Genomic DNA, 12629 nt, shown 5'->3' with positions numbered 1-12629 from the left:
CGATGGTCGCCAAGCTCTTTCCCCTTTCTTTCGATTCTCAGAGATCGACCGACCCGCCGCCGTCGAAGCCGGAGTCGTCGGACGCGACATCGTAGTCTGCGTCGGCGGCGGCGTCTTGCGCCAGATCGACCGGGTACGGCGAGTCTGGCGGCAGCAGGGGTTGCGCCGCCTCCGCTGCCAGCGGCCCCGAACCGCTGCCCGCCAGCAAGTTGCGAACACCCTCGAACAAGCCTCCTGTCGGCCGCTGCGGTGCCTTTCCTTCGAGCTCGGCGATGCGGGCCTGTGCGGCCTTCAAGGCCCGATCCTGCACGCGGCCGGGATTCGTAGGATTGCAGGCGGCTGAACAGTCCGGCGATCAGTTCTCCGTCTTCTGGCCGCATGGAAGCTCCGAACCAAAGGCCCTGCCAACGTGGTTGCCGCCATACGAAGGGTCAAGGGGACCCGCCATGGCTGTTCCGCGAAGATAGTACCTGTCATGTAATGTCATGTACGCCTGCTACTGTGCGCCATGCGCGCAAGTCGACTGCTTTCGATCCTGCTCATGCTCCAGGCCAAGGGCCGGGTCACCGCCGAGCAACTCGCCGGGACTTTCGAAGTGTCCGTGCGCACCATCTATCGCGACATCGACCACCTCAGCGCGGCCAACGTACCGGTCTATGCCGATCGCGGACCGGGCGGCGGCTACCAACTGCTCGACGGATTTCGCACCAAACTCACCGGGCTGACCGAGCCCGAGGCGGAAACGCTGTTCCTCGCCGGTCTTCCGGGGCCGGCCTCGCAACTCGGCCTCGCCGACCAACTCCTGTCGGCACAGCTGAAGCTCACGGCATCGCTGCCCGAACGCAACCGGGCCAGCGCGCAGAAAGTCGCGCAGCGCTTTCATCTCGATCCGGTTGGCTGGTTCCGCGGACCCGAATCGGCCCGCCTGCTGCCGCAGATCGCGCGGGCGGCATGGACGGAGAGCACGCTCGACATCCGTTACTCGCGCGGCGAGCGCACGACGGTGCGCCGCATCGCCCCGCTCGGCCTCGTCCTCAAGGCGGGCACCTGGTACGTCGTCGGCGACACCGCGGGCCAGAAGCGCACCTTCCGTGTCTCCAACATCGTCGAAGCGAACGCCACCGACGAACGATTCGAGCGGCCGAGGGATTTCGACCTCGCGCGGTACTGGAGCGACTCGGCGCGCGCATACGAGGTCGGCTTGTACCGCGACCGGGCCGTGCTGCGCCTCTCGCCGCGCGGCCTGCGGCGCCTGGAGATGCTCGGCGCGGCCGTCGTCGAGGCGGCACGCCGATCGGCGCAGCCGCCCGACAAGGAGGGCTGGATCGTCGCCACGGTGCCGATCGAATCGATCGAGCAGGCGTCGGTCGATCTGCTGCGTCTCGGCACCGAGGCCGAGATCGTGAAGCCGGTCGAGTTGCGCCGTCGGGTATCCGCCGCGGCTCGCCAGATGGCCAAGTTGAACGGCTGAGGACCGGGTGAACGCCCTATGGTAAGAGTCGCCCCAGCGGGAGGTATCCAACCATGGCCATTCCACTTTACGACCTGAGTGTCGCAAACTACGTGCAGACGCTGGGCGCTGTCGAGGGCTTCCTCGCCAAGGGCCTCGCCCACTTCAAGGAGAAGAATGTCGACGCCAACCAGATCGTCGAGACCCGGCTTTTCGACGACATGTTGCCCCTGCGCTTCCAGGTGTGGTCGGTCGCCCACCATTCGCTGGGCGCGATCCGCGGCGTCACGGCCGGCCTCTTCGCGCCGCCGCCGCAAATGCCTGCGTTGGACTACGCCGGCTTGCAGAAGGTCGTCACCGACGCCCGTGAGGAATTGCAGAAGCTCTCGCCCGCCGAGATCAACGGGCTGGAGGGCAAAGACGTCACCTTCCAGCTCGGCGACCGCAAGCTGCCCTTCACTGCCGAGGGCTTCCTGCTTTCCTTCTCGCTGCCCAACTTCTATTTCCACGCGACGACCGCCTACGACATCCTGCGCACCAAGGGCGCACCGCTCGGCAAGCGCGACTTCATGGGCCGCATGCGCATGAAGGGCTGACGCGCCATGTCGGGGCATATCGGCATCGTCGCCTGCTCCGCCGAGGGCGCCAGCCTGTGCTACCGCACGATCTGCGTCGAGGGCGCAGCCCTGCTCGGACGGCCGCATGCCCATCCGGAAGTGTCGATGCACACCCCTTCACTCGCCGCCACGATGGACTGCATCTATCGCGGCGACTGGCCTGGTGTCGGCGACATCATGCTCGTCTCCGCCGAGAAGCTCGCGCGCATCGGTGCCGATTTCCTGATCTGTCCGGACAACACCCTCCATCAAGCGCTGCCGCATGTCCTGCCGCGCTCGCCGCTGCCCTGGCTGCACATCGCGGAGGTGGCGGCGGCCGAGGCAGTGGCGCGCGGTTTTCGACGCATCGGCCTTACGGGCACGCAATGGCTGGTCGAAAGCGACGTCTATCCCGAGAAGCTCGCGGCGCGCGGGCTGGACTTCATTCGTCCGGATCAGGCGGAACGGGCGGAATGCAATCGCATCATCATGGATGAACTCGTGTGCAGCACCTTCAAGCCCGAATCGGTCGCCTACTTCCAGCAGGTCATCGGACAGCTCAGGGAGCGAGGCTGCGACGCCGTCGTCCTCGGTTGCACCGAGATCCCGCTGATCATCGACGACGGCAACTCGTTCCTGCCGACCCTCGATTCGACGCGCCTGCTGGCCCGCGCCGCCCTGCGCCGCGCCATCCATGGCAAAGCGGCCGTCGCTGCCGCCGCCTGACGCCGGGAACGCTTTCGCACATGTTGCGTTGTCCGATGGTTCGACCATCGGCGAGGACAATGCGCGTCTCTCTGATCTCGGGACTCGCGGCCGTCGCGGCCGGTACAGCTAGCGCCACTATGCTGGTGCCACCGCCCGGCCTCGAGCCGCCGCGTCCACCACAGATCAGGCACCAGGCCCCGCTTCACGCGATCGCGACACCCGCCATCGAAGCACGCCGTGCACCGGTGCCCTTGGTCTCGCGCAGGCAGGGCGACGGCGACGAAACAGGAAAGACTTCCGGCGAGGGCTGGACTCTCGAGGTTCGTGGCCTCACGGAAGGCGACGCCCGCGCCGCCATCTCCGCCGACGGCTATCGAAGCGTGCACGGCCTGCTGCGCCTGAACGACGGCCGATGGGCCGCTCAGGCCTTGCGGGGCCAGACGATCGTCAACCTCACGGTCGACGCCGACGGCAACGTCAGGATGGATTAGCCGTATTCACTGAAGGGCGCTCGCGACGGCCTCCTCGACCTTCTCCAGCCAGACGAACTCCAGCGCTCCGCGGACTTCCTCGGGAATGTCGTCGTAGTCCCGCTTGTTGCGTGCCGGCAGCATCACCCGCGTCAAGCCGGCCGAATGCGCCGCCACGACCTTCTCCTTGATGCCTCCCACCGGCAGCACGAGTCCGCGCAGGCTGATCTCGCCGGTCATGGCGGTGTCGCTGCGTATGGTGCGGCCGGTCAGCAGCGACGTCAGCGCCATGAACATGGCGACACCTGCACTCGGTCCATCCTTGGGCGTCGCGCCGGCCGGCACGTGAACGTGGATGTCGCTCTTCTCAAGCAGCGACGGATCGATCCTGAAGTTCGCCGCCTGGCTCTTTACCAGGCTGAGAGCCGCTTGGGCGCTCTCGCGCATAACTTCGCCGAGCTGGCCCGTCAGTAGCAGCTTGCCGCCGCCCGGTGTGCGAGTCGCCTCGATGAACAAGATGTCGCCGCCCACGGGCGTCCAGGCAAGGCCGGTGGCCACACCCGGGACACTCGATCGCATCGCGACCTCGTTCTCGAAGCGCGGCGGGCCCAGGACCTCCTCGACCAAAGACGGATCGATCCGCCGGCTCTCCGCCCTGCCCTCGGCGAATTCGACGGCGACGTGACGCAGCACGCGGCCGATCTCGCGCTCCAGGCTGCGCACGCCGGCTTCCCGCGTATGGCTTTCGATGATGCGCCGCAGGGCGGCATCCTCGATCTCGACCTGCTCGGGCTTCAATCCGTTGGCCTCGAGCTGGCGGCGTACGAGGTAGCGCTTGGCTATCTCGAGCTTCTCACCCGAGGTGTAACCGGAGAGCTGGATGATCTCCATGCGGTCGCGCAGCGGCCCGGGAACGGTCTCCAGCATGTTGGCGGTGGTGATGAACACCACGCGGCTGAGATCGAACGGCACGTCGAGGTAGTTATCGCGGAACGTGCCGTTCTGCTCCGGATCGAGCACCTCGAGCAGCGCCGCCGCAGGGTCGCCGTGGATGCCACTGCCCATCTTGTCGATCTCGTCGAGCATCATCACGCAGTCACGCGCGCCCGCCTTGCGGATCGCCTGGATGATGGTGCCTGGCAACGCGCCGATATAGGTGCGGCGATGCCCTCGGATTTCGGCCTCGTCGTGCACGCCGCCGAGGCTCACGCGCGCGAACTTGCGCCCCATGGCGCGGGCGATCGACTGGCCGAGCGAGGTCTTGCCCACTCCCGGTGGACCGACGAAGCACAGGATCGGCGCCTTGCCCTCGGGCGCGAGCTTGCGCACGGCGAGGAACTCGACGATGCGTCGCTTGATTTTCTCCAGTCCGAAATGGTCGGCGTCGAGCACGCGGCGCGCCTCGGCGATGTCTATGGCCTTGGGAGCCGGCGGCGCCCACGGTAATTCGATCAGCGTGTCGAGGTAGGTCCGGATCATGCTGTACTCGCCCGACGCCTCGGGCGTGCGCTGCAGGCGCCGCAATTCCTTGCGCGCCGCCTTCTCGACCTCCTCCGGCATCTTCGCCTCGGCGATCGCCTTGTCGAGGTCGGCCAGCTCCTGCTTGTTCGAGCCCTCCTCACCGAGCTCACGCTGGATCGCCGCCATCTGCTCGCGCAGCAGCACCTCGCGCTGGCGCGTGTCGAGCGATGCCTTGGTCTTGCTGCCGATCTCCGCCGACAGTTTCAGGACTTCGAGGCGATGCGCCAGCAGCTTCGAGACGCGGTCGAGGCGCGGCACGAGATCCAGCGTCTCGAGGATTTCCTGCTTCTCGCTCGGCGCGACGTCGAGATAGGTCGCCGCGAGATCGGCAAGCTGGCCGGGCGCGGTGGTGGCCTCAACCGTCGCCTTCAACTCAGGCGGCACGCGCGGCAACAGGTCGAGGGTCTCGCGCACCTGCCCTTGCAGCACCAGGAAGCGTGCCTCGACATCGGAGCCGTCCGCCGTGGGCTCCGCCAGGTGCACACCGCGCGCAAGCATGAAGGGATACCCTTCGACGAACTCGTCGATGCGGAAGCGCTGCACACCCTGACAGACAAGGTGATGGCCGCCTTCGGGCGACGTCACGTAGCGCAGGATGTTCGCAATTGTCCCCGTCCGATGCAGATCGTTCGGCCCGACGTCGTTCATCTCGGCATCGCGCTGAAGCACGAGAAGGATCTGGCGCTGCTCGCGCACTGCCTGCTGGATCGCCGCAACCGAGCTCGGCCGTCCGACCGTGACGGGCAGGACGATCTCCGGGAACAGGACGGTATTGCGCACCGGCACGACGATCACCGCGTCGGGCGGCACGGGCCGCGACGGCGCCTGCCCGGGAGAGCCGGTGTTGGCGTTCACATCGGGCGGGCTCATGGCCGCACCTTGGGCAGGTTGATCAGGAGGCAACCGTTCGCCGCGCCCGTTCCAGGCTGGCTGTAGTGACCGGCTGGTAGCCTGATCCGACGCTCGAAGCGGCCCTGCGGCAGCTCCAGGCGATGGATGACGGCAGTCCGCAGTTCTGGAGGCAGCAATCGTTCGCCGGCAATCAGAAGTTCGCCGTCCTGAATGACCAGCTGGACCTTCTGTGGATCCACCCCGGGCAGGGCGACGAGAATGAGAACACGTTCGTCGGTTTCCAGCACGTCGACGGGCGGTTCCCATGCCGCGGCACGCCGGGCCGGCTGAAACAGCTCGCGATGCAAACGGTCGGCCCGCGCCAGCATTTCCAGCGCATCCGACCACATCCAGTTGCGGGGGTCTCCGGTCGTCATGGCCCCTCATATAGGAAGGAATTTGCCTATTGCTCGCCCGGCGGCAGCCGCTCTGCCATGCCGCGCCCTACTCGCCACCGCAGGAGATGGCCGTCAGTTCACCAGTGCCTGATAGACGAGGTCGCGCAGCAGGTAACGATACTGCAGACGAGCCGCCGGCGACTGCATCATGAACACCACGTACAGGCGCTCCCGCGGATCGTGCCAGAAATAGGTCCCCCAGATACCACCCCAGTGGTAGTCGTGGGGCGATCCGGGAAGCGGATTGCGGCCCTGCTCGTTGCGAACGGCGAAGCCGAGGCCGAAACCCTGACCGTTGGCCACGCTGGGCTCCATCGCACCGAGCCGCCACATGTCGGCCCCCATCTTCATCTCCGGCGAGAGGTGGTCGGCGGTCATGTGATCGATCGTCTTGCGGCCGATCAGACGCACACCGTCGATCTGCCCGCCATTGGCGAACATCTGCAGGAAGCGGGCGTAGTCCGCCGCCGTCGACACCATGCCGCCGCCGCCCGACTTCCAGGTCGACCTGACGGTGACATCGGGGATCGCCGGCACCTGGTTGTTCGGCCCTTCACGCTGCGGCCGGGCGCCGCGATCCTTCTTGTCCGCCGCAACATCGAAGCCGGTGTCGCCGAGTTTCAACGGCTTCGCGATGCGCTCCTCGATGAATTTGTCGAGCGGCATACCCGACGCGACCTCGATGACGCGGCCGAGAACGTCGGTCGACATCGAATATTCCCAGTTCGTGCCCGGCTGGTAGAGCAGCGCAAGCTTGGCGAGCTTCGACGCCATTTCGGCATTGGTCTGGTCCGGCGCCATGACCTTCATATCGACATAAGATCGCTTGACGGCGTTCGTGCCAGTGAAGCCGTAGGTGAGGCCGGACGTGTGGCGCATCAGGTCATGAACGGTCATCGGACGCGATTGAGGCTCCAGCGCCAGTTCGACCGTCCCGTCCGACTTCTTTTTCTCGACCGACACCTTGGTCTCGGCGAACTCGGGAATGTAGCGGGACACCGGGTCCGCGAGGGTGAGCTTGCCCTCTTCCGCTAGCATCATGGCTGCCACGGTGACGATCGGCTTGGTCATCGACGCTATGCGGAAGATGGCGTCATTGGTCATCGGCGCCTTGGCTTCCTTGTCGCGGTAGCCGAAGGACTCGAACATGACGATCTTGCCGTTGCGGGCGATCAGCACCACCGCACCCGGAATTTCGTTGTTCTTCACGCCATCGTTGAGCCGGTCCGATAGGCGCTTCAACCGGGTCGACAAAAAGCCGACCTCTTCCGGCGACTGCGCCTTGGGAATGCCCTGCGCCACCACGGGACAGGCCATCACGACCAACGCCGCGGCAGCGGCCACGCCACGCAACCCCACCATCTCACGTCCTCCCGATTAGATGGGCATCATACCACCCGGCCGATGAACCACACGAACCCCGTTGCCGCGACCGCCACCGAGAGCGTCTGCGGCAGTCGGGCCAGGCGTTCCGATTTCGCCAGCCAAACCAGCAACGGCACGAAAAGGGCAACGAAGACGAGCTGACCGAGTTCGACGCCGACATTGAAGCCAACCAGTGCACGGACAATCACGGCGCCCGACAGATCGAGATCGAGCAACGCCGAGGCAAAGCCCAGGCCATGCAGCAGGCCGAAGGCCGTCGCCGCCACCCACCGCCGCGTCGAACCGCCGGGTGCCACCAGGTTCTCCACGGCGACCCAGACGATACTGGCGGCGATCAGGGGCTCAACGATGCGTCCCGGAACGTCCACCAACCCGAGCGTCGCCAGGCTCAAGGTAACGCTGTGTCCGATCGTGAAGCCCGTGACGATGCCCACGACCCGCCAGAACGCACGTGCCGTCGCCAGCAACGCGAGCAGAAACAGCAAGTGATCGAGCCCGCCAAGCATATGCTCGACGCCCATGACCACGAAGTAGAGCAGGTGTGTCGGCGCCGGCTCGGCCAGCTCGACCGTCGCCTGCCGGCGCGTTTCAACGAAGACGAGTTGGATTTCGGATTTGCCCGGTCGCCCCACGCTCATGATGGTCTGGAAGTGGCCGCCGAACACTTCGGGCCAGTCGTCGCGGATCGTCAGCGTGCCGGTTGTCATGCCGACACAAGCCAAGGTCATCTCGACCGCGATCTTGTGGTCGGGCGATGGCAGTTCGCGAATGGCGATCTCTTCGGGACGGCACGGCTGGCCGTCGACAGCGAAGGTAGCGAATCTCCGGGCAAATTCTCCAACCCGCTCGGTCGCCTGCGGCTGCCCCTGTCCCGCGTGGTAGAGGAGACGACCGGCTTCGTTCTCGATCTCGGTGGCGGCGACGACGAGTCGATACCGCAGGCTGGCATCAAGAATGTCGAGAGTCGCCGCGCCGGTGCTGGTGACATGGGCCTGGACCGGCAGGGCGAATAGCAGAGCCGCAACAATCCAGACTGAAGGCAGTGCGCCAATGAGAACGCCTCCGCATGACGGGGGCGTTCTGCTCGAGATGCGGGCTGAGGCCGTCACATCGTGACGATATCAGGTGACGGCGATGGGTCCACCGTTGGAGCCGGTCGCACCCTTGATGGGTGCCGGCGAGAAGATGTAGGCGAACTGGTACTTGCGGTCGGCGATCAGCGCCGTGAAGTCCAGATTCTCGTGGTTGAAGATGCCGTGCTTCGTGATCAGCTCGCTATGCACGACGAACGCCAGGTTCTTGTCGGGATTGGGCACAACCTCGGTCGCCCACTGGTCGGCACCAGTGAGGCAAACGCCCTTGTCTATGCACCACTTGGCCACTTCAAGCCCGATGCCTGGCTCACCGGCATTGAACTTGTCGTTGTTCTTCATCCAGAGCTGGCCCCATCCGGTATTGAAGAACACTGCGTCGCCCTCCTTGATGTCACTCTCCTGCATGTTCTGCTTCTGCAGCGCCGCACGCAGGTCGGCGACTTTGATCTCCTCTCCGGCCTCCATCATCTTGCCCTTGACCGCCTGTACATCGAACAGATGGCCACGCGTGAAGAATGGCTTCACGTGCTCGATGCCGAGCTTCTTCATGCCATAACCGCTCGCCATCTCGAGCTCGGTAACACCGTTGTAGTAGCGCATCTCATTCATGTCGCCGTCCTTGCCCATCTGGATGCCGATGTGGGCGAGGCCGTCGAACTGGGTACCGGTCTGGCCGATCTCCGTCGCCAGGAACTCGTCGTGATAGATCAACTTGTTGGCGCCGAATGGGCCGCCGGTCGGCGTGCCGGGAATCCGCAGGCTGAAGGAGCGGTCGCCAAACTTCGGCATGCCCGATTCGTAAACCCTGCCGATCCGGTAGATCTTGCCGTCCTTGATCAGCTTCGCGGCATCCAGCACCTTCGCCGGCGTGATCCAGTTCGAGGCGCCGGCCTGGTCGTCCTTGCCCCACTTGGGGTGCGGCCACCACGGCTTGTCGGAAAGCGCCGGCGCCTGCGCGACCTGTTGGGCGTGAGCCACGCCCGCCACCAGCGTCCCGGCTGCGACGGCACCGCCGACCAGCCCGGCGGTCAGGAAATTGCGGCGATCCTCGTCGACTTCCTGTCCTGGCTGCTTGAGCTCATCCTTGTCCTGAAGGTATCTCGAGTCCATGGACGCTCCTCCTTTTGTTATTGAGGCCGCGAGCGTCCCGCCGTCCTCGGCTGGCGTCAAGCTGCAGGCCCGCATAACCTGACCGACATGCCAGGTACCAGTCTGTTCGACGAGGATAAGTCCGCCGGGCGTATGCCCGTGGCCCTGATCACGGGCTTTTTGGGCAGCGGCAAGACGACGTTGCTCAATCGCGTTTTGGCCGACGCGCGCATGGCCCGAAGTCTGGTGATCGTGAACGAGTTCGGCGAGATCGGGCTCGATCATCTGTTCGTGGACTCGGTCCGGGGCGACATGGTCCTGCTGCAGTCGGGCTGTGTTTGCTGCACCATCCAGGGCGATCTCGACCGGACCCTGCGCGACATCGCGCGCCGGCGCGCATCGAACGACATGCCCCCGTTCGATCGCGTCCTGCTCGAAACCACCGGCCTCGCCGATCCCGCGCCGATCCTGCAGCTCCTTCTCAATCATCCGATGATCAGCCACGACTATCGGCTGGACGGCGTGGTCACGACGGTCGACGCCATCAATGGCGGCCGCCAACTCGACGAACACGCCGAGGCGCTGAAGCAGGCGGCCGTCGCCGATCGCCTGCTGGTCAGCAAGACTGATCTCGCCGACGCCGCGACGAGCGCCCGGCTCAGGGCACGTCTGGAGGCGCTCAATCCCGGCGCCCAGCTCTTCGAAGTAGTGAAGGGCGAGATCGATCCCGCCCTGCTGTTCGACGCCGGGCCCTTCGACCCCACCGGCAAGGGCGATCGCGTGACGCAGTGGCTCAACGCCGAAGCCCATGAAACCCACCACGATCACGACCACGGGCATCATCACGATCGTTCACGCCACGATGGGCATATTGGCTCATTTTGCCTGACCTTCGAGGAACCGCTCGAGTGGAACAGATTCAACCGCTGGCTCATGGCCGTGCGTGCGAGCTGGGGCGACAGATTGCTGCGCGTGAAGGGCGTGCTCGATGTCGCTGGCGAAGATCGGCCGCTGGTGATCCACGGCGTTCACCGCACGTTCCATCCGCCGACGTTGCTCGAGCGCTGGCCCGACGAGGATCGTCGCTCACGCCTGGTTTTTATCACCCGCGACCTCGATCGCACGGCTGTCGAAGCCAGCTGGCACGAAATCGAATAGCTACTCCGGGTCGGCGTATTGCGGTGGCCAGACCAGCGTGAACCGCTCGAACACCGCTGGCATCGACGAATCGAAGGCGAAACCCTCGGCATTGGAATTGAGCCAACCGGTCGCCAGCGCATCGCCCAAACTGCCGGGCGATGCGCTGGCGGATCGGCTGGAATCCGCCGTCGGTGCCCCGATGGACCTGGCCGCACCCTCGACGAAGAAAACACTGGAGGCATGATGCTCTTCCCCGCTATGAGCGGGCATGAAGATATCAGCCCGCGACATCGATCACCTGACGATCAACGTGGCCGACCCCGACGGCATGGCGGCGAAACTCCAGCAGGTCGGATTCGCGCTCACGCCCGAGGGTAGCGAGCCACGTTGCATATGTTTCCAACCGGCGCAGGACGACATCCCCAATTACATCGAGATCCTCGAGAGCGACCTCCAAGCCATGATGCTTGCCATGAACGTCACCGAACTCGACGGCGAGGCGCGCTCCCACCGTTGGGAAACCGAGGATGGCATGACGATCGAGGCGGAAACGATCGTGGGCGACGGCGCGGGTCCCTTGCCGTGGCTGCCGATTCGGCACACCACGCCGGATGCCTTCATGGAGCCAGAGTGGATCGTTCATCCCAACGGGGCGCTGGGCATGATGGCGATCCATGCGGTGACCGACGACCCGCGCGCAACGGCGCGTGATCTCAAGCTCGCCTGGAAGGCGACGACGGAGGAGATCTTCGACGGTTGCTGCGTGGTCAAGACCGGTTCGGTCGAGCTCCTGATCTGGTCGCCCGCCGCCTACCAGATCGAATACAAGGCGATCGAGGCGATGGTGCCGGCCCGGCGGCCGTCGATCGTCGGCGTCTCGATCGCGGTCGAGCGGCCCCGCCCGCTGCAGGCGCTGCTGCGTGCGAACAACGTGTCGTTCGCGCTGGCCGAAGGCGACCGGGTCGTGGTGCCGGCCGAGCAGACCGGCGGCCTCATGATCGAGTTCATTCCGCAAACCTGATCGAGCGCGCCGTTCCTCGCCTTAGAAGGCCGGGGCGGGCGCCTGCGGCACCTCGCGCCAGAAGTCGGGGTCGTGGCCGAAGAACAGTTTCGCACCGCCTCTCTCGAGCGCTTCCAGCCGATCGAGCGACGCCCTCATCTGCTCGCGATCGTAGACGAAGCGCGGCAGGCGCCGCTCGCGCAGAGTCCGACAGAAATAGCAGGCATCGCCGGTGAGCACGACCTCGCCCCGCTCCGTCCGCACCTTGAGCGACTGGTGCCCCGGCGTGTGGCCATAGGTCGGAATGCAGACCACACTGCCATCGCCGAAAAGGTCGTGCTCGCCATCGACTTGCCGGACCGGGTGGCCGTGGTCGAAATCGGCCTTGAAAAAGCCGACCTTGGCGGCGGTCTCGGCATCCTGCGCCGCCTGCCACTCCCGCTTCTGCACCACTACCGTCGCATTGGGCACGAGTTCGTTGCCGCCGGCGTGGTCGAAGTGGAGATGCGAGTTGACGATATAGTCCACCCCGGCGGGGTCGCGATCGATCGTCTCCAGGCGACCCTTGATGTCGTCGGTTTCGCCGTACTCGCGGAAATCGAAAATGCGCGCGACGCGCTCGCCGAGGCGGCCCGTGGCGTCGGTGCGGCACTGCGGGTGCATGCCGGTATCGAACAACGCGCGCCCCTTGGGGTGCTCGATCAGGTAGGACGGAATCGGTAGCGACACCGCACCGTCCTCGCCTTCGATCATGTCCTTGAGGCGGCCGATCAACCGCCCGCACGTCATCGCGTAGAGCCTTGCCGTCATCGATCGCCTCCTGTCCGCAGCGTAGCACGCGGAACCGCGGAAGGGGCCGGGACGTTCACGCCATCGTCCTCGGTGT

General features: G+C 65.5%; 14 protein-coding genes. 7 read left to right on the top strand and 7 right to left on the bottom strand.

Annotated features, from left to right (window positions below; translation table 11 throughout):
- Positions 1-37 precede the first annotated feature (37 nt).
- Positions 38-295: a hypothetical protein gene (locus KIT25_11050; GenBank protein ID UYN97436.1), complete on the bottom strand. Its 258-nt coding sequence runs from the start codon at positions 293-295 to the stop codon at positions 38-40.
- Between the two features lie 213 nt (positions 296-508).
- On the opposite strand from KIT25_11050, the gene KIT25_11045 reads away from it, so the two are divergent.
- Genes KIT25_11045 through KIT25_11030 form a run of 4 tightly spaced genes read left to right on the top strand, consistent with a single transcriptional unit; the run spans position 509 to position 3245 of the window.
- Entirely contained in the window at positions 509-1471 is a 963-nt protein-coding gene (locus KIT25_11045; GenBank protein ID UYN97435.1) for a YafY family transcriptional regulator, read from the top strand.
- Between the two features lie 53 nt (positions 1472-1524).
- On the top strand, positions 1525-2046 hold the full coding sequence (locus tag KIT25_11040; protein ID UYN97434.1) for a DUF1993 domain-containing protein: 522 nt from the start codon (positions 1525-1527) through the stop codon (positions 2044-2046).
- Positions 2047-2052: 6 nt separating this feature from the next.
- A complete protein-coding gene (locus KIT25_11035; GenBank protein UYN97433.1) occupies positions 2053-2772 on the top strand; it encodes an amino acid racemase in 720 nt (239 codons plus the stop codon).
- A gap of 59 nt (positions 2773-2831) precedes the next feature.
- Entirely contained in the window at positions 2832-3245 is a 414-nt protein-coding gene (locus tag KIT25_11030) for a hypothetical protein (protein UYN97432.1), read from the top strand.
- A gap of 6 nt (positions 3246-3251) precedes the next feature.
- On the opposite strand, the gene lon is transcribed toward KIT25_11030, so the two are convergent.
- The 5 genes from lon to KIT25_11005 all read right to left on the bottom strand — a co-directional run bounded on the left by lon (position 3252) and on the right by KIT25_11005 (position 9624).
- The gene (gene lon, locus KIT25_11025; GenBank protein UYN97431.1) at positions 3252-5615 is read right to left on the bottom strand and encodes an endopeptidase La; all 2364 of its coding nucleotides are present in this window, start codon (positions 5613-5615) and stop codon (positions 3252-3254) included.
- Positions 5612-6013 carry an Hsp20/alpha crystallin family protein gene (locus KIT25_11020; GenBank protein ID UYN97430.1) on the bottom strand — a complete coding sequence of 134 codons (402 nt, stop codon included), beginning with the start codon at positions 6011-6013 and terminating at the stop codon, positions 5612-5614. Before KIT25_11020 ends, lon begins: the two co-directional genes overlap by 4 nt.
- A gap of 93 nt (positions 6014-6106) precedes the next feature.
- Positions 6107-7396: a beta-lactamase family protein gene (locus KIT25_11015; GenBank protein ID UYN97429.1), complete on the bottom strand. Its 1290-nt coding sequence runs from the start codon at positions 7394-7396 to the stop codon at positions 6107-6109.
- 26 nt (positions 7397-7422) lie between these two features.
- Positions 7423-8529 carry a HupE/UreJ family protein gene (locus KIT25_11010; GenBank protein UYN97428.1) on the bottom strand — a complete coding sequence of 369 codons (1107 nt, stop codon included), beginning with the start codon at positions 8527-8529 and terminating at the stop codon, positions 7423-7425.
- Between the two features lie 12 nt (positions 8530-8541).
- Complete coding sequence (locus KIT25_11005; GenBank protein UYN97427.1) at positions 8542-9624, bottom strand: cyclase family protein; 1083 nt, start codon at positions 9622-9624, stop codon at positions 8542-8544.
- 87 nt (positions 9625-9711) lie between these two features.
- On the opposite strand from KIT25_11005, the gene KIT25_11000 reads away from it, so the two are divergent.
- From KIT25_11000 to KIT25_10990, 3 genes are read left to right on the top strand one after another with little or no spacing between them, the layout of a single operon-like run.
- Complete coding sequence (locus KIT25_11000) at positions 9712-10761, top strand: GTP-binding protein (protein ID UYN97426.1); 1050 nt, start codon at positions 9712-9714, stop codon at positions 10759-10761.
- A gap of 37 nt (positions 10762-10798) precedes the next feature.
- Positions 10799-10987 (top strand): hypothetical protein, encoded by a 189-nt coding sequence (locus tag KIT25_10995; GenBank protein UYN97425.1) that lies wholly within the window; start codon positions 10799-10801, stop codon positions 10985-10987.
- A gap of 24 nt (positions 10988-11011) precedes the next feature.
- Complete coding sequence (locus KIT25_10990) at positions 11012-11764, top strand: hypothetical protein (GenBank protein ID UYN97424.1); 753 nt, start codon at positions 11012-11014, stop codon at positions 11762-11764.
- A 21-nt stretch (positions 11765-11785) separates the two neighbouring features.
- Here the strand turns inward: KIT25_10990 and KIT25_10985 are convergent, their stop codons facing one another.
- Entirely contained in the window at positions 11786-12553 is a 768-nt protein-coding gene (locus tag KIT25_10985) for an N-acyl homoserine lactonase family protein (protein ID UYN97423.1), read from the bottom strand.
- Between the last annotated feature and the right edge of the window lie 76 nt (positions 12554-12629).

Origin of the sequence: Enhydrobacter sp., assembly GCA_025808875.1 — a bacterium.
Taxonomy (GTDB): domain Bacteria; phylum Pseudomonadota; class Alphaproteobacteria; order Reyranellales; family Reyranellaceae; genus Reyranella.
The sequence above is the reverse complement of the archived record's forward strand: the minus strand, read 5'-3'. Positions and strand labels throughout refer to the sequence as shown.